Origin of the sequence: Sinorhizobium sp. FG01, assembly GCF_002531875.1 — a bacterium.
Classification (GTDB): Bacteria; Pseudomonadota; Alphaproteobacteria; order Rhizobiales; family Rhizobiaceae; genus Sinorhizobium; species Sinorhizobium fredii_C.
Map to the genome: position 1 here is coordinate 369,496 of NZ_NWTB01000002.1, position 17,337 is coordinate 386,832.

Sequence of the window (17,337 nt, forward strand, 5' to 3'; positions counted from 1 at the left end):
TCGGGAGCCCTGACGGGAAGCGGCGTTCGCCGGCCTATGAAAATGAATTTCACATCTTCTCCGAATGTTTGGATTTCTGTTGACGCGATGAAAATTCTATCCCAGTCTACGAAAATAAATTACGAAACGGGAACGGCATCAGCATGAAGGTCGGGATAATCGGACTCGGATTCCGTCTCGGATATCTGGGCTATGTCTTCAAGGCGATCGACGAAAGCTTCGTGATCGCCGGCTATGTCGACCCCGCCCCCGCCGGCCTCGCGACGCTTGCGGAAGAGGGCATTTCGGCGGGAAAGGCCTATGCCAAGCCGGAGGAACTGATTGCCGGCGAAAAACTCGACCTCTTGATGATCGGCTCGCCGAACCACATGCATCTGGATCACATCCGCATCGGACTCGAGGCGGGTCTCAAGGTCTTCTGCGAAAAGCCGATCGTCAGCACCATAGAGCAGAGCGTCGAACTTGCCGCGCTGCTGGCGAAGCATGGGCACGACCGGCTGATGGTGGGGCTGGTGCTGCGTTATGCGCCTATGTACCGCGATCTTCGCGCCGCCCAGGCGGCTGGAACCCTCGGCGAGATCGTTTCGATCGAGGCGGCCGAGCATATCGAACCCTATCATGGCGCCTTCTTCATGCGCGATTGGCGCCGCTACGGACGCTATGCCGGCAGCTTCATGCTCGAGAAATGCTGCCACGACCTCGACCTCTATAACGGCGTCGTCGGCGCCCGGCCGGAGCGGGTGGCGAGCTTCGGCGGGCGCAAGAGTTTCACCCCAGCCAATGATCCCGCCCGCGACGGCATCAACGACCTGCAACTGTTTCACCGCAAGCCGAGCGGCTGGCTCGGCTCCGACAAGGTCTTCGACAGCGACGGCGACATCATCGACTATCAGGTTGCGATCATCGAATACGCCAATGGCGTGGCGATGAATTTCCACACGAACCTCAACGTGCCGGACCAGTTCCGCCGCTTCTGCGTGATGGGTTCGCGCGGCATGGCGGAGGGCGACTTCATCCGCGGCTATCTCGACGTCCACGAGGCGCTCTCCGGCAGGAAGGTCGTCGAGAAGAAATATGCGACGGAAACAGCACTCTCGCAGCACTATGGTGCGGACGAGCAGATGGCGGCCGAGATCATCGCCCATGTCAAGCACGGCGGACCGCTGCCGGTCTCGCCGCTCGATGCGCTGGAGGCAGGCATCCTGGCGCTCTCCATGGACGAGGCGCGCATGAAGCGGCAGGTCATCGATCTCCGGCCGCTCTGGGACCGCTTCGACGAAGCCCTGCACGCCCGTGCGGCCTGAGGGGCAGGGGCATGAGTGTTCGCCGCAGCACCGTCATCTTCGCCTGGATACTGCTTCTTCCGGCCGTCCTCTACGTGACGGTAATCGTCGCCTATCCGCTGGTCGATACGTTCATTCTGTCGTTTACGGATGCCTCGCTCAAGAAGACCACCAAATGGGTCGGCACTGCCAATTACGACAATATTTTCAACGCGACCTTTGCGGAAGTGATCATCCGGACCTTCGTCTGGACCGCCTTTTCGGTGGCGATCAAGATGATCATCGGCACCTTCGGCGCAGTGATGCTGAATGCCGCAGTGCCGGGGCGGGCGCTGTTCCGGGTGCTTACCATGCCGCCCTGGATCGTGCCGATGGCGATCGGCATCTTCATGTGGGGCTGGATGTATAACGGCCAGTTCGGGATGATCTCCGGCCTGCTGCAGAACCTGGGGCTGGTTAGCGGCCCGGTCGCCTTCCTGGCGCACGGCTCGACGGCCTTCTGGGCAACGATCATCACCGATGTCTGGATCGGCGTGCCGCTGGTGACCCTCTATATGCTCGCTTCGATGCAGGCGATCCCGCAGGATCTTTACGAGGCCGCCTGGACGGACGGCGCAGGGCGTTTCTACCGCTTCCGCCGCATCACCCTGCCGCTGCTTGTGCCGTCGATGATCACCATGTCGATGCTGTCGCTGATCGCCACCTTCAACTCCTTCGACATCATCTGGATCCTGACGCAAGGCGGCCCGAACGGCGACACGACGACGATGATCATCGACACCTATCGAACGGCCATCGGCTCGAAGAAATACGGTGAGGGTGCGGCGCGTGCGGTGCTGATCTGCATCTTCCTGTCGATCTTCTGCATCACCTATTTCCGCGTCACGCACCGCCTTGCCTCCGGAGAAAGCCGATGAGCCAGCCGGCCATGATCAACCGCTACCGCTGGTACGAGCTCGTCGGCATCTATGCAGGGATATTCGTCTTCCTGAGCTTCATTCTGGCGCCCTTCGTCGAAGGTTTCCTGGTGTCGCTGAAACCGCTCAGCCTGCTGTTTTCCTCGCCCTATCGCTTCTGGCCTGAGAACGGCTCCTTCGAAGCCTATAGGACCATGTGGGTAAGCGTGCCGGGATTTGCCCGCTACATCTTCAATTCGTTCTTCGTGTCCTTCATCGTCACGGCGGTCGTGCTGGCGCTGGTCGTGCCGGCCGCCTACGCTTTCGCGCGCTTCAGGTTTCGGGGAAACGGGGCGTTGCTCGGCGCCTTCCTCGCGGTCAACATGTTTTCGGGCGCCGTGCTGCTGATCCCGCTCTTCCGGCTGATGCGCAGCATGGGCGTGCTTAACACCTATTTCGCGATGATCGTGCCCGGGGTCGCCTTCCTCATTCCCTCGGCGATCTGGCTCCTGCGCACCTATATGCTGCGCATCCCGCGCGAATTGGACGAAGCGGCCTTCGTCGATGGCGCCAGCCATTTCTATACGCTTCGCCGCGTGATCCTGCCGATCGCCATGCCCGGCATCACCGTGGTCGCGATCACAACGTTCATCGGCTCCTATGCCCAGCAGTTCATCTTCGCGCTGACCTTCAACTCCAAGACCGAATACATGCCGTTGCCGGTCGGGCTCTTTGCCTATTTCGGCCGCCAGGAAGTCGTCTGGAACGAGTTGATGGCCGCAAGCTTCGTCGGCATCGCGCCGGCGGTGATCGTCATCTTCTTCCTTCAACGCTATCTCGTCAGCGGTCTGACCGCCGGCGCGGTGAAACAATAAGCAACCACCAGAGAACGGGAGTCTTACAGTGACCATCGCTTACAAAACCGGGTTTCTTGCGCTTGCCCTGCTAGGATCGACCGCGCTCGCCGCACAGGCCGCCGACCAGGAGATCAGCTGGATCTATTGCGGCGACAAGATCGACCCGATCCACGAGAAATACATCAAGGAATGGGAAGCCAAGAACCCCGGCTGGAAGGTGACGCCGGAAGTCGTCGGCTGGGCGCAGTGCCAGGACAAGGCGACGACGCTCGCCGCGGCCGGCACGCCGGTTGGCATGGCCTATGTCGGATCCCGTACCCTCAAGGAATTCGCCGAGAACGAACTGATCGTTCCGGTGCCGATGACCGAGGAAGAGAAGAAGAGCTACTACCCCAACATCGTCGACACGGTAACCTTCGAGGGCAATCAGTGGGGCGTGCCGATCGCCTTCTCGACCAAGGCACTCTATTGGAACAAGGACCTCTTTAAGCAGGCCGGTCTCGACCCGGAGACGCCGCCGAAGACCTGGGCGGACGAGATCGCCTTCGCAAAGCAGATCAAGGAAAAGACCGGTATTCCGGGCTATGGTCTGCCGGCGAAAACCTTCGACAACACGATGCACCAGTTCATGCATTGGGTTTACACCAACAACGGCAAGGTGATCGACGGCGATAAGATCGTCATCGACAGCCCCGAAGTGCTGGCGGCGCTGCAGGCCTACAAGGATATCACGCCCTATTCCGTCGAAGGCGCAACCGCGTACGAGCAAAACGAAATTCGGGCCATCTTCCTCGACGGCAAGGTCGGCATGATCCAGGCCGGCTCCGGCGCCGCCGCGCGCCTGAAGGAAACGAAGATCAATTGGGGCATTGCGCCGCTGCCGCTCGGCCCCTCGGCCAAGGGCGAAGGCACGCTCTTGATCACCGACAGCCTGGCGATCTTCAAGGATACGGGCGTCGAGGAAAAGGCGATCGAATTCGCGAAGTTCATCACCTCTCCCGGTCCGCAGGGCGAGTACGAACTGCAGGGCGGCGCGGGGCTGACGCCGCTGCGCCCGTCGCCGAACGTCGATGAATTCGTCAAGGCCGATGCATCCTGGAAGCCCTTGATCGACGGGATCGCCTATGGTGGACCCGAGCCGCTCTTCAAGGACTACAAAGGGTTCCAGAACACCATGATCGAGATGGTCCAGTCGGTCGTCACCGGCAAGGCGGAACCGGCCGATGCCTTGAAAAAGGCCGCTGCCGATCTCGAACAGTACAAGTAAGCCCGAGAGGACCGCGGGGCTCAGCTCCCGCGGTCCCTCCAATTCGCGGATAAGCCGCCTTCGCCGGCGGCCGGAGAGAGTGACTTGGGACAACTCAAACTCAACAAGGTTCAAAAATTCTACGGCACCTATGAGGTGCTGAAGAGCATCGAACTCGAGGTGAAGAACGGCGAATTCGTGGTCTTCGTCGGCCCCTCCGGCTGCGGCAAGTCCACGCTGCTTAGAATGATCGCCGGTCTTGACGAGACGACGGCCGGCGACATCGTCATCGACGGCAAGCGGGTCAACGACCTGCCGCCGGTCAAGCGCGGCATTGCCATGGTCTTCCAGTCCTACGCGCTCTATCCGCACATGACCGTGTTCGAGAACATCGCCTTTCCGCTGCGCGTGGAAAAGATGGCGGAGGAGAAGCTCAAGGCGAAGGTCGAGCATGCGGCGCGCATCCTCCATCTCGACCAGCGGCTGCAGCAGAAACCGGGCATGCTTTCGGGCGGGCAGCGCCAGCGCGTGGCGATCGGCCGGGCGATCGTGCGCGAGCCGAAGATCTTCCTCTTCGACGAACCGCTCTCGAACCTCGATGCCGCGCTGCGCGCCGATATGCGCATCGAGCTTGCGAAACTTCACCGGCAACTGAAGGCAACGATGATCTACGTCACCCACGACCAGGTCGAGGCGATGACGATGGCGGACCGAATCGTCGTGCTGAATGCCGGTGAGATCGCCCAGACGGGCGCGCCGCTCGAGCTCTATCACAAACCGGCCAACATCTTCGTCGCCGGCTTCATCGGCCATCCGAAGATGAATTTTCTGCCGGTCACCTGCATCGGCGTGCGCGAGGACGGCGTTGAAATCGACTACAGAGGACAGACCGCGGTCGTACCGGTTACGGCCCGCAGCGGCATGGTTGGCCGTTCGCTGACGCTTGGCGTGCGGCCGGAGCACATCCAGACGGGCTCCGCCGACCTGACGCTGATGATCAACCCGTCGGTCATCGAGCGCCTCGGAGCACACACGGTTGCCTACGCTTCGCTCGGTGGCGAGGGCGAGAACTATTGCGCCATGCTGCCGGGTACCGCCGTCATCCGCGCGGAAGAACAGGTGACGACCGGCATCCGCGCCGGCGATTGCCACCTGTTCGACGAAAATGGCGTTGCCTTCGAGCGTCGGGTCGAGATGACCGACATCGATCTGGCCCTCTTCGATCCGGCGGCCTGAGCGTGACCGTGGCGATACGACTGCTGGGCCCCGACGAGGTCGGGACCTTCCGGCGCATCCGCCTCGAGGCGCTGCGCACCGAGCCCGATTCCTTTGCCAGCAGCGCGGCGGATTGGGAAAAGCTTCCAGACGAAGAATGGCGCCGGCGGCTGACCGACAATCCCGTCTTCGTCGCCTTCCGCGGCGGCGAACCGGTGGGCATCATGGGCCTGCTGCGGCAGAGCGCCAGCATGATGGCGCATCGCGCCACCGTGGTCATGGTCTACGTGCATCGGAGCTTGCGCGGCAGCGATGCCGCAGGGCTGCTGCTCGCAGCGGTGACCGACCACGCGCGGCATCAAGGCATCCGGCAATTGGAGCTGTCGGTCAGCGCTGAAAACGCGGCGGCAATCGCCTTTTACCGCCGCGAGCGGTTCGAAGCGGTCGGTCGCATTCCCGGCGGCTGCATCCGCAACGGCCGGGAAGTCGACGACATCATCATGGTCCGGCGGATCGTCGATTGAACAATGAGTGCCGGCGCAGTCAGAGCGTCGAATTGAGCGCGCCGCCGTCGAGCAGCAGGTTCTGGCCGACGATATAGCCGGCATACTGGCTGCACAGGAATGCCGCGGCGGCGCCGAACTCGCTCGGCGTGCCGATGCGCCCGGTCGGATTCTGCGCATATTCCTCGGCGCGAGCCTCTTCGAGCGAAATCCCGCGTGCCTTGGCGGATTTTTCAAGCAGTTTTTCCAGACGCTCCGTCTCATGCGAACCGGGCAGCAGGTTGTTGATGATGACGCCGTGACGGGCGACCTGACGGGCCGTGCCGGCAACGAAGCCGGTGAGCCCGGTGCGGGCGCCGTTGGAGAGACAGAGTTCTGGGATCGGCGATTTCACCGAGGCCGAGGTGATATTGACGATGCGACCCCATTTCCGCTCGATCATGCCGGGGATCAAGGCCTTCATCAGCAGGATCGGCGCCAGCATATTGGCCCTGATCGCCTCCAGCCAATTGTCTTCGGTCACGCTCGACCAGTCGCCGGGCGGCGGCCCGCCGGCATTGGTGACAAGGATATCCGGACGCGGCTCCGCCCGCATGAGCGCTTCGCGGCCATCCTCCGTGGTGACGTCGGCGGCGACGATCCCGACCTCCACGCCATATTCCTTGCCGATGGCGCGCGCCGTCTCGCGAAGCTGTTTCGGCTCGCGCGCATTGAGCGTCAGGATGGCGCCCGCCTCGGCGAGCTTTTCAGCGACGCCTCGGCCCAGCCCCTTGGAACCGGCGCAGACCAACGCCCGCTTGCCTTTGATACCCAAATCCATCGTATGCTCCGATTTTCACTTTTGCCCAGTTTGCCCTCACAGGTTCACAAACTGGCGGCTGATATTGAGCGACGTCACACTCGCCTGGCCATGTCGGCCACTGCCTCTGACAGTAAGGCAATCTCCGACGCCGTGTTCAGATAGCTTACCGACGCCCTGGCGATATGGTCCAGTCCTCGTGCGGTCATATCGAGCGGCGTATAGGGAACACCATTCGCACCGATCGCGATTTGCCGTTCGGCGAGTGCCGCACGAATGTCGGCCGCCGGAACGCCCTTGACCGTAAAGGAGACGATACCGGAGAGTTCTGTTCCCAGATCCCGCAGCGTCACATTCGGAATACCGCGCAGATTGTCGCGCAGCGCGCTGGAGAGTCCGCTGATCCGCGCGCGGATCGCTCCGATGCCGAGGGTCCGTGCCTGGCGAATGGCAGCGCCCAACCCGAAAATCAGCGCCGGCGAAATCTCGCCCGCCTCGAACCGGCGTGCGTCGTTGCGGAATTTGACGACCCCATCGACGATCGGCCCCGAAAGCACATCGAGAGAGCGCGGCGTCAGCCGTGGCAGGAACTCTTGTCTGACATAGAGGATCGCCGTGCCGCGCGGCGCCCGGAGGAATTTCCGGCCTGTTGCCTTCAATACATCGCATCCGAGCGAGGCGACATCGATCGGGATCTGGCCGAGGGCCTGGGCGGCATCGATGAAATAGGGAATGCCGGCCGCCTTGGTCACGCGGCCCACGGCCGCCGCGTCGTTGATGAGGCCGCCATTCGCGGGAAGCCATGTGAGCGATACCAGACGCACGCGATCGTCGATCATCGATGCCAACGCCGAGGCGTCGACGCTGCCGTCATCACGGGCGGGAATTGTCTCGATCCGCGCTCCGGCCCGCGCCGCGGCCTCTTGCATTGTGGCGAGATTGCCGCCCCATTCCTGGCGACCGACGAGAATCCGGTCACCGGCGACAAGCGGCGGCAAGGCCGAGAAAGCCGCGCCCCAGGCGGCCGACCCACTGGTGAGGAAGGCAATCTCGTTCGGATCGGCGCCGATCAGTGCGGCCGTGTCGGCGCGCACCTCTTCCAGAAGCGCGCTCGTTCCACTCGCCGCTTCCATCGGTCCCTCGATCGCTTCCTTGCGCAGGTAGTCCCAGATCGCCGCAAGTACCGCTTGCGAGGGCAGCGAGGCGCCGGAATGATTGAAATGCATTCCGGCCCCACAGCCGGGAGTCTCCGCACGAAGCTGCTCCACGTCGAGTGCTTCTTTCATGCGGCAGGCCCCAGCTCCACCAGTGCGTCGACCTCGACCATGGCACCGGCGGGCAGCGCGGCCACGCCCACGGCGGCACGCGCGTGCCGCCCCGCTTCGCCAAACACCTCGACGAACAGGTCCGATGCGCCATTGGCGACTTGCGAGTGCGCCGTGAAGGCCGGCGTCGAGGCGATGAAGACGCCGAGCCGAACGACACGCCGGACCGCCGCCAACGTGCCATCGGTTGCCGCCGCAATCTGCGAGAGGACGCCGATCGCAGCATATTCGGCCGCGATGCGACCTGCCTCCTCAGAAACGCCGGTGCCGAGGATCCCGGTCAGGACCTCTTCATCCCTCACGCTGATCTGCCCCGAAACGGTGAGGAGGTTGCCGGTTCGAGCCGTCGAGACGTAATTCGCCGCCGGCGCCGAAGCTCCCGGCAATCGGTGGCCGAGGGCAGAAAGTTTGGATGCGATGGTCGCTGACATGGCGGTCTCCCGTTGGAAATGCCGAGAGAATGCGACGGTCCTTCGATTGCTTCCAATTCAAACTGCGCTATGGTGCGATCGATTACGCTAATGCCACGACGAAAGAGCCCATGCGCACATCCCGCACCATGCCGCCGCTGCAGGCCTTGCGGGCCTTCGAAGCGGTGGGTCGCTTGCTCAGCTTCCGCAAGGCGGGCGAAGAGTTGCTGATCACCCAAAGCGCAGTGAGCCACCACATCAAGCAGCTCGAGGAGACGCTCGGCGTGCGGCTGTTCGTCCGCAAAGCCAAGAGCATCGAATTGACGATCGAGGGGGCGGACTATCTCGGCAGGACCACCGAAGCCTTCGGGATTATCGCCGGCGCGACTTCCGAGATTCGCTACCGCGCTGCCAGGCAACGCGTGCGCGTCAGCGTCCTTCCCTCCTTTGCCGCCAACTGGCTGGTCTCCCGTCTTTCCCGGTTCATGATCGAGCATCCTGAGATCGAGGTGGACCTCGAGCCGACATTGGGTCTCACGACCTTCGAAACCGGCGATGTCGACCTGGCCATACGCTTCGGTGCCGGGCAGTGGGATGGGATGTTGGCGGAGCGGTTGATGAACGAAGAGCTGAGCCCCGTGTTGAGCCCGACCCTCTACGGCGATGGATCACGCTTCGCAAGGCCGGCGGATCTGCTCGCCCAGACCCTGCTCGAGTCCAGCAAGCCCGTGGACTGGCAGCTTTGGTGCGGCGAAGCCGGTGTCGACTATCGGCGCGGCCGAATACTTCAGCTGACCGACTACAACATCGTGCTTCAAGCGGCTCTCAATGGGCAAGGTGTCGCGATCGGGCGCCTGCATATGGTGCGCGACCATCTTTCGGCCGGACGGCTCGTGCAACCTTTCGCGCACTCGGTCCGGTCCGATCGGATCGCCTACTGGATCGTCACGCCAAAAGGTCGCCGACCGGCCCCCGCCGCAGAAATCTTCGCTTCCTGGCTGAAGGAAGAGGCGGCATCACCGCCTTCGCCGCTCCGCTAACAAGCGACACGGAGGCTGACGTGTCGACGGCGATCATTACAGCAGCCCGTCATCCCCATAGAGGAAGTCCCGACTGCGGGCTGCACTGGAGCCGGACGTGTGCGTTTGGGCTGCGGAGTCGCGTATCGTATCGAGATGTTCACGCCGGTGCGGATCGCTTATGATCGGCCAGATATCGCGCCGCGCCCGCCGATAGGGCGTTTTCGCCGGATCGTTGGGGTAGGGCGTTCCGGCCGAGCAATAGAGGATCTGCGACGCGATCTTGGAGAACGAGGCGTAGAAGTGGTTGGTGGATTTGACCACCAGGATTTTCTTCGCATTCGGATCGATACCCATCACCGAGAACAGGCTCGGGTCGAAGCTTTGGGCGCGAGTCGAATTGAGAATGATGTCGATACCGCGATACTGAAGGTGCGCTGCGTCGCCGAAGGGGGCGAAGCTCTCGCCGAAGCGCATTTCGGCATTGCGCACCAGCCGCACCACCCTGACGATGCCGTCGATCGGATGGCCCGTGCCGGGGGCCGATTTCGCCCCGAAGCGCAAAGGAATTTCGGCGCCTTCGCCCGCCGCCATGCAAATCTGCACGGCCATCGGATCCCAGATGGTGCCGATCGCCGCGTCCGTCACACCGTTCGCGAGCAGTTCCCCGAGCACGACCGTCGCATCGCCCGCCGTGCCGCCGCCGGGATTGTCCCACATGTCGGCGATTACGACCGGACCTGCAGGTGCGGCGATCGCCGCGGCGACCGCCTGCCTTTCGTCGATTTCCGGCATGCGGAAGGTGCCGCGCCTTTCGAAAAGCTCGAGGCCGAGTTCGCGAGCGAGCGCTTGGCCCTTTTCCGGACGGCCATCGGTGACGACAACCGTCTTGGTGCCCATCTCCGGAACGTCGCCGGCCATGAAGCCGTGCACGACCGACAGCGACAGGACGTCCGGATCCTCCCGCTCGATCCGCATCAGCTTGTCGACGAAGCTGCGCATCGGTTCGCGCGACGTCGGAAAGACGTCGATCATCCGGCAGTCGAATACCGACATGACCGGTCGAACGCGCCCTTCGAGCGTGTCGACGGCAATGCGCCAGAGGTCATCGGCGCGATCGACGAAATCCGTGTGCGGAAATTCCTTGAAGAAGACGAAGAAATCGGCGGCCGCAACACGCTTTTCAGTAAGATGGCTGTGCGGATCGAGCTCGACGCAGACGAGCACCTCCGGCCCGACGATCTCGCGCACGCGCGTCAGGAGATCGCCCTCCGTATCCTCGTAGCCGTCGGCGACCATCGCACCATGCAGCCCGAGCACCACGGCGTCGACGGGGAGGGCTGAACGCAATTGCCCGAGGATCTCGTCGCGCAATGTCTCATAGGTTTGCCGGTTGACCAGCCCGGCGGGGTCCGCCCAGGCCGCGGTGCCCTCGATCAGCTGCCAGCCCTTCTCCGCCGCCACGCGGCGGCCCACGGTGATCGGCGCGGTGCAGAGCGTCGGCGTTTCCGGATGCTTGCCAGGAGGCGCATAAAGCGACGCTTCGAAGGCGCGCCTGTCGATGCAGATGGGAGAGAAGGTGTTCGTTTCGGTTGCCAGGGCCGCTGTAAAAATGCGCAATGCCGTCGCCTTCCTCAATCACCCATCGGATTCGGCAGATAACCGGTGAAGCCAGAGATCTTCCACCGGCCTTCATGCAGCCTGCAATAATAGACCGTTTGCCACTTCAGGACATCGGCGCTGCCGTCGGCTTTCCTGATCTCGCCATCGAACTTCTTTCGGGCGAGCGCCCGATCGCCGTTGATCTCGATGTCCTCGAGCGTCGTGGTGGTGAAAATCGCCGTGCGCGCGTCCTCCGAGAAGGACTGCTCGGCAAAATCCAGGGCTTGGCGCAGCCACTCGTCGCGATAGGCGGCAAGCGACGGAAACGCCAGCCGCCAATTGTCAGGGCTTGCCGTCCGTTTTCCATCGATGCCGATGAAACCCTCTTCGACAAAATCGGCGGCCACCAGCGACCAGTCGGCGGCAAGGAAAGCGTCGATGTCCCGCGTCACCAGCATCTCCCAGATCTGTCGCCGGGCGGCGTCGCTGACGGGGAACGGATTCTGGAAGGGATTCCGCATGTGTTCGCCCCTTATTGAAATTCTTTTCATGATTGGCGTTTTTCTCTGGCCAAAATTGTCTTTCTGTGGTGATTTGTCAACGTAATGCGAAAATAATTTGCACAAGGCTCCTGATGTCCATCAAACGCTATGGCACCGAAGAGATCGGGGCGGGCGGAAAATCGCTGCCTTTCGCGCGGGCCGTGGAGGTAGACGGCTGGCTCCATGTGTCCGGGCAGGTTGCCATGGAAAATGGCGAGATCGTCGACGGGAACATCGTCGCCCAGACCCACCGGGCGATCGGCAATCTGCTGGCCATTTTGAAGGAGGCCGACTACGGTATCGAGCACGTGGTGAGAGTCGGCGTCTGGCTGGACGACCCGCGCGATTTCTGGAGCTTCAACAAGATCTATCAGGAATATTTTGGAGCTCATCCGCCGGCGCGTGCCTGCGTGCAGTCTTCGATGATGGTCGATTGCAAGGTGGAGATCGACTGCGTCGCCTATAAGCCCAAGGACGCCCAATATGTCGCGGGATGAGGAAAAGTGCGTGCGGATTTCCGCCCGCATCCCGCGGCTCAGATAGGAGTGGCCGTCCGGATGGATATATTCGCAACCTTGCAGCATGAAAAGGAGCGGCTCTCGCAGTCGGAGAGCCGCATCGCCGACATTCTGCTCAACGACTTCGAATTTGCCGTCAACGCATCGATCATCGAGCTTGCGGGGAAGGCGGATGTCTCGCCGCCGACGGTGACGCGCTTCTGCCGGCGGCTGGGCTGCGACAGCTTTTCCGATTTCAAGGTGCAACTCGCCCGCACCGCCTATGTCGGGATGCGCTACCTGAAGCCCGAGCCGAAAAGCCAGGAGACCGGCGATGTGGCCCAGGACATCATCGCCAAGGCGCAGAACGCGCTGTTCCTGCTGCATCGTTCGCTCGACCTTGCAGCCCTCGAACAGGCGGCCGACCGGCTAGCCGGCGCGGAAATGATCTACGCCTTCGGGTCGGGCGGCAATTCCTCGATGATTGCCGGCGAATTGCAGAACCGCCTCTTCCGCCTCGGCCTGCGCATCACCGCGAGCTCCGACCACAGCATGCAATTGATGCTCGCGGCAGCCGCCAGGCAGAGCGATGTGATCATCGGCTCGTCTTTTTCGGGTCGCAACGCCGAGCTGGTGCGTGCCTTCGGCCTTGCCCGCGAAGCGAAGGTGCCGACCATCGCGCTTACCCAGACCGGCAGCCCGGTGGCGCGCGCCGCCGACACCACCGTTCCGGTCGACCTGCCGGAAGGCAACAACATCTACCGTCCGACATCCACGCGCATCGCCTATGTGGCTCTGGTCGACATCCTTGCCAGCCTGGTGGCTTACCGTGTCCAGCCGCAGGCCACCGCAACGCTCAGGCGCATCAAGCAGCAGCTGGTCGCGCATAGGGATGGCGACGATCGCCAGCTTCTCGGAGACTGATGTGGCAGAGCAACCGCCCAAGCCGAAATCCGTAGCGATCGTCACCGGCGCAGCCGGCGACATCGGCCGGGCCATTGCCCGTCGCCTGGCGGATGGACACGACGTCGTTCTCCTCGCCGATATGGACGGCGATGCCGGAGCCAAGGTCGCGCGTGAACTCGGCGCAGAGGAACGGTTCGCCGCCGTCGCCTGCGATGTGACGGATGCGGCGAGCGTGGCGGCCATGGCCGCAGCCGCGGGGGAGCGTGGCGTCGTCCATACGCTCGTCAACAATGCCGGCGCGGCGCGCGCCGCCAGCCTGCAGGATACGACGCAGGACATCTGGCGGATGGACAATGCGCTCAATCTCGAAGCCGCCTTCCTCTGCTTCCGGGCGGTCGAGGACATGCTGAAGGAGAGCAGGGGTTCGGTCGTCAATATCGCCTCGGTGAATGGTGTCGGCGTCTTCGGACATCCGGCCTATAGCTGCGCCAAGGCCGGCCTCCTGCATCTGACCCGGCTCATCGCCGTCGAATACGGCAAGTTCGGCATCCGCTCGAATGCGGTGGCGCCGGGCACGGTGCGCACCCAGGCCTGGGAAGCCCGCGCCGCGGCCAATCCGCAGGTCTTCGAGGAGGCCAAGCGCTGGTATCCGCTTCAGCGCATCGTCAACCCCGAAGACGTCGCCAATGCCGTCGATTTCCTGGCCGGGCCGCAAGCCGGCGCCATATCGGGCGTGTGCCTGCCGGTCGACTGCGGCCTGACAGCCGGCCAGGCCGAACTCGCCCGCACCTTCTCGCAGTCCAGCCATTATTGACCAATCCCCTTGGAGGATGCTGATGCAGCCGGTTTCATATCGCCTCGAATCTGCCTGGCAGCCGGATGGCGGCCCCAACGGTCGCTTCACCTTAAGTCTCTTCAATCTCTCCGGCAGGGCGCTGAGCGGCTTCCGTCTCGTCTACACCTCGCTCACTCGCGTCATCGATCCGGCTGCCTGCGAGAACGCCGTCTTCCTGCGCCGCAACGCCAATTTTCATGAATTCGCCCCGCCCGAGGGGCTGACCCTTCAGCCGGGGGAAAGCTGGACCTTCGTGGTCAGCGGTCTGCACCGGCAGGCCAAGCACTGCAGCGACGGGGCGAAGTCGGCTTATCTGACGCTCTCCGATGGCAAGCATGTGCCGGTGGCGGTCTCGGACCTTAGGCTCGAGGGTGCCACGAGCGAACCGCCGCCGGTCCGTCTGCCCGAAGGACGGCTCGACCTGCCCTTCGCGCTGCAGCCCTGGCCGGCGAAGATCGACGCCGTGGCAGGAGATGAATTTCCCGTGGTCCTCTACCCGGCCGCGGGAAGCAGCCCGGAGGATGTCGAGGCGGTTTCGAACGTGCTGGCGCTGTTTCATCGGCTCTTTGCCGCCGGGCACTCTCCCTTCAGCCTCGCACCATCGGAGCAAGGGGTGCCGATTGTCTTCGCAAAGGGTGCTGATCTGGCTCCCGAGGCGTACCGTCTTACCTTCTCCCCCCGCGAGATCCGGCTTGAATATAGCGCGGCAGCCGGACGGCAGTACGGGCTGACGACGCTCGCGCAGCTCCTCGACGGCGCGCGCAGCCATGCCGGCAGATTCCGTTTTCCTGCCTCGGGTACGATCGCCGACCAACCGCGCTACGGTTGGCGCGGCTGCCATCTCGACGTGTCGCGGCAGTTCTATCCGACTGCCGACGTCCTGCGGCTGATCGATATTCTCGCCTGGTTCAAGCTCAATATCTTCCACTGGCACCTGACCGACGACGAGGCCTGGCGCTTGGAAATCAAGGCTTTTCCGACCCTGACGACCCTCGGCGTACTGCGCGGGCCTGACGAGCCGCTGCTGCCGCAGCTCGGCAACGGGGCGGAGCCCTCGGGCGGCTTCTACAGCCAGGAGGACGTCAAGGCGATTGTCGGCCATGCGGCCGGTCTCAATGTCGAGGTGGTGCCGGAGATCGACATCCCCGGCCACAGCACTGCGGCGCTCGTGGCACTTCCCGATCTTGCAGATGGCCAGGAGGCGCCGGAGAGCTATCATTCCGTCCAGGGCTATCCCAACAACGCGCTCAATCCAGCCGTCCCGCTCACCTACGAATTCCTCGAGAAGGTCTTCGACGAAATGGTTGAGCTTTTCCCGAGCCGGTATATCCACATCGGCGGCGACGAGGTGGCGAACGGCTCGTGGCTCGCCTCGCCCCTGGCACGCAGGCTGATGGAAGAGGAGGGCATTTCCGGCACCTTCGCGCTCCAGTCTTTCTTCCTCAAAAAGGTGAAGCAGATGCTGACGGCGCGCGGCCGCAAGCTCGTCGGCTGGAACGAGGTCGCCCATGGCGGCGGCGTCGGAACCGAGGACACGCTGCTGATGGCGTGGGAGAACCCCAAGGTCGGCATCGAACTGGCGCACGAGGGCTACGACGTCGTCATGACGCCCGGCCAGGCCTACTACCTCGACATGGCCCAGGCGGAAGCCTGGCAGGAGCCCGGCGCAAGCTGGGCCGGCACGGCAACGCCGGCGCATACCTATGCCTACGAGGCGGAAGGCGAGTTCCCGGAAGAGCTAAAGAGCCGAATGAAGGGCGTGCAGGCCTGCATCTGGTCGGAGCATTTTCTGTCGCGCGGCTATTTCAACCGGCTCGTCTTCCCGCGCCTGTCGGCGATCGCCGAGGCGGCCTGGACGCCAAAGGCTGAGAAGGACTGGCTGCGCTTTGCGGCGATCGCTCCCCTGAGCCCGATCTTGTGAGTTTTGAGTCATGCGGATCGCCGTCGGCGGAATCCACACGGAATGCAGCACCTATTCGCCCGTCCTGATGTCGGTCGAGGACTTTCGGGTCTTGAGGGGCGAGGAACTGCTGAGGGCCGACAATTTCAGCTTCCTCGACGCTGAGGATGTGGAACACGTTCCGCTGCTCCATGCCCGCGCCGTCCCCGGTGGGCCGGTTTCCCGGCCGGCCTATGTGGCCTTCAAGGCGGAGTTCCTGGAAGGGTTGAAGGCAGTCGTGCCGATCGACGGACTCTATCTCGCCATGCATGGCGCGATCACGGTCGACGGCTTGGACGATGCGGAGGCCGACTGGATTTCGGCTGCCCGTGACGTCGTCGGTCCCGGCTGCCCGATTGCCGTCAGCTATGACCTGCACGGCAATGTCAGCCAGCGGATCATCGACCAAATCGATATTTTCGCCGCCTATCGCACGGCGCCGCATATCGATACGCGCGAAACCATGGTGAGGGCGTGGACGATGCTGGTCGAGGTGCTGCGCACCGGCGCTCGGCCGGGCGTCGCCTGGGCGCCCGTGCCGCTGCTCCTGCCAGGAGAGAGGACCTCGACGGAGGACGAGCCTGCGGCAAGCCTTTATCGAGTCCTGCCCGAGATTAATGTTCGGGCCGGCATCCTCGATGCTAATCTGATGGTCGGCTATGTCTGGGCGGACGAGCCGCGGGCCACCGCCTGCGCGGTCGTGACCGGATCGGACCAGGAAGCCACTTTGAAAGCGGCGGAGGAAATCGCCGCAAGCTACTGGGATGCCCGAGAAAAATTCCGTTTCGGTTCGGTGACCGGAGCCCTAGAAGCCATGCTCGACATTGCCGAAGCGGCAACGACGCGACCGATCGTTCTCGCCGACTCGGGCGACAACCCGACCGGCGGCGGCGTCGGCGACCGCGCCGACGTGTTGAAGGCGCTTCTGGCACGTGATTGGCAGGACGCGCTCATTGCCGGAATTGCCGATCGGCCGGCGGTAGAGGCATGCTTTGCCGCAAGCGAAGGCTCGACCCTGGCCCTTCGGATCGGCGGCAGCCTCGACCCCTCGGGTGCTGCCGTCGAAGCCGCGGCGAAGATCGTCAGGCTTTACGATCCCGGCTTGCTTGCGGAACGGCAGGCGGTGGTTCAGGTCGGCGGCATCACCGTCGTGCTTTCGGCCCGGCGGCGGCCCTATCACAATATCGAGGATTTCCGCCGGCTCGGTCTCGACCCGCAGGCGGTCCGCCTGCTGGTCGTCAAGTCCGGTTACCTTTCACCGGAACTCGCGCCGATCGCCAAGCCCAACCTGATGGCGCTCACCGACGGTGTCGTCAATCAGGACATCGAGAAGCTCGCGAGCGAGCGCCGCCAGCGGCCAATCTTCCCCTTCGATCGCGATTTCGACTTCACCCCGAAGGCGCGGCTGTCCGCCCGCTGGACCTGACGCCGCAGCCGCACGACCCCGCTCGATGCCTCGGGCG

General features: G+C 63.4%; 17 protein-coding genes. 12 read left to right on the forward strand and 5 right to left on the reverse strand.

Annotated features, from left to right (window positions below; all coding sequences use genetic code 11):
• Positions 1–143 precede the first annotated feature (143 nt).
• From CO656_RS01805 to CO656_RS01830, 6 genes are all read left to right on the forward strand, one after another.
• Positions 144–1,304, forward strand: coding sequence for a Gfo/Idh/MocA family oxidoreductase (locus CO656_RS01805; protein WP_097524593.1), 1,161 nt, complete (start codon positions 144–146; stop codon positions 1,302–1,304).
• A gap of 11 nt (positions 1,305–1,315) precedes the next feature.
• Positions 1,316–2,200: a sugar ABC transporter permease gene (locus tag CO656_RS01810; RefSeq protein WP_097524594.1), complete on the forward strand. Its 885-nt coding sequence runs from the start codon at positions 1,316–1,318 to the stop codon at positions 2,198–2,200.
• On the forward strand, positions 2,197–3,054 hold the full coding sequence (locus tag CO656_RS01815) for a carbohydrate ABC transporter permease (protein ID WP_037417102.1): 858 nt from the start codon (positions 2,197–2,199) through the stop codon (positions 3,052–3,054). Before CO656_RS01810 ends, CO656_RS01815 begins: the two co-directional genes overlap by 4 nt.
• A gap of 28 nt (positions 3,055–3,082) precedes the next feature.
• Positions 3,083–4,303, forward strand: a complete 1,221-nt coding sequence (locus CO656_RS01820; protein ID WP_097524595.1) for an extracellular solute-binding protein — start codon at positions 3,083–3,085, stop codon at positions 4,301–4,303.
• A gap of 84 nt (positions 4,304–4,387) precedes the next feature.
• Positions 4,388–5,518, forward strand: coding sequence for a sn-glycerol-3-phosphate ABC transporter ATP-binding protein UgpC (gene ugpC, locus CO656_RS01825; RefSeq protein WP_097524596.1), 1,131 nt, complete (start codon positions 4,388–4,390; stop codon positions 5,516–5,518).
• Between the two features lie 2 nt (positions 5,519–5,520).
• Positions 5,521–6,021 carry a GNAT family N-acetyltransferase gene (locus CO656_RS01830; RefSeq protein WP_037417111.1) on the forward strand — a complete coding sequence of 167 codons (501 nt, stop codon included), beginning with the start codon at positions 5,521–5,523 and terminating at the stop codon, positions 6,019–6,021.
• A 19-nt stretch (positions 6,022–6,040) separates the two neighbouring features.
• On the opposite strand, the gene CO656_RS01835 is transcribed toward CO656_RS01830, so the two are convergent.
• From CO656_RS01835 to CO656_RS01845, 3 genes are all read right to left on the reverse strand, one after another.
• Positions 6,041–6,820, reverse strand: coding sequence for an SDR family oxidoreductase (locus CO656_RS01835; RefSeq protein ID WP_097524597.1), 780 nt, complete (start codon positions 6,818–6,820; stop codon positions 6,041–6,043).
• A 74-nt stretch (positions 6,821–6,894) separates the two neighbouring features.
• Positions 6,895–8,085, reverse strand: coding sequence for an aminotransferase class V-fold PLP-dependent enzyme (locus CO656_RS01840; RefSeq protein WP_097524598.1), 1,191 nt, complete (start codon positions 8,083–8,085; stop codon positions 6,895–6,897).
• The gene (locus tag CO656_RS01845) at positions 8,082–8,555 is read right to left on the reverse strand and encodes a RidA family protein (protein ID WP_037417120.1); all 474 of its coding nucleotides are present in this window, start codon (positions 8,553–8,555) and stop codon (positions 8,082–8,084) included. Before CO656_RS01845 ends, CO656_RS01840 begins: the two co-directional genes overlap by 4 nt.
• 110 nt (positions 8,556–8,665) lie before the next feature.
• Here CO656_RS01845 and gcvA point away from each other — a divergent pair, with 110 nt between their 5' ends.
• Complete coding sequence (gene gcvA / locus CO656_RS01850; RefSeq protein ID WP_097524729.1) at positions 8,666–9,574, forward strand: transcriptional regulator GcvA; 909 nt, start codon at positions 8,666–8,668, stop codon at positions 9,572–9,574.
• 36 nt (positions 9,575–9,610) lie between these two features.
• Here the strand turns inward: gcvA and CO656_RS01855 are convergent, their stop codons facing one another.
• Together CO656_RS01855 and CO656_RS01860 are read right to left on the reverse strand one after the other, a co-directional pair.
• The gene (locus CO656_RS01855) at positions 9,611–11,173 is read right to left on the reverse strand and encodes a M81 family metallopeptidase (protein ID WP_097524599.1); all 1,563 of its coding nucleotides are present in this window, start codon (positions 11,171–11,173) and stop codon (positions 9,611–9,613) included.
• 14 nt (positions 11,174–11,187) lie between these two features.
• On the reverse strand, positions 11,188–11,676 hold the full coding sequence (locus tag CO656_RS01860; RefSeq protein WP_037417127.1) for a hypothetical protein: 489 nt from the start codon (positions 11,674–11,676) through the stop codon (positions 11,188–11,190).
• Between the two features lie 113 nt (positions 11,677–11,789).
• Between CO656_RS01860 and CO656_RS01865 the strand changes: the two genes are divergently transcribed.
• The 5 genes from CO656_RS01865 to CO656_RS01885 are packed head-to-tail and all read left to right on the forward strand — an operon-like array spanning position 11,790 to position 17,300.
• Entirely contained in the window at positions 11,790–12,194 is a 405-nt protein-coding gene (locus CO656_RS01865) for a RidA family protein (RefSeq protein WP_037417130.1), read from the forward strand.
• A 60-nt stretch (positions 12,195–12,254) separates the two neighbouring features.
• Entirely contained in the window at positions 12,255–13,118 is an 864-nt protein-coding gene (locus CO656_RS01870; RefSeq protein WP_097524600.1) for a MurR/RpiR family transcriptional regulator, read from the forward strand.
• Complete coding sequence (locus CO656_RS01875; RefSeq protein WP_097524601.1) at positions 13,087–13,914, forward strand: SDR family oxidoreductase; 828 nt, start codon at positions 13,087–13,089, stop codon at positions 13,912–13,914. The genes CO656_RS01870 and CO656_RS01875 overlap by 32 nt, the downstream gene beginning before the upstream one ends.
• A gap of 22 nt (positions 13,915–13,936) precedes the next feature.
• Complete coding sequence (locus CO656_RS01880) at positions 13,937–15,856, forward strand: beta-N-acetylhexosaminidase (protein WP_097524602.1); 1,920 nt, start codon at positions 13,937–13,939, stop codon at positions 15,854–15,856.
• A gap of 10 nt (positions 15,857–15,866) precedes the next feature.
• Entirely contained in the window at positions 15,867–17,300 is a 1,434-nt protein-coding gene (locus CO656_RS01885) for a M81 family metallopeptidase (RefSeq protein ID WP_097524603.1), read from the forward strand.
• The last annotated feature ends 37 nt before the right edge of the window (positions 17,301–17,337 follow it).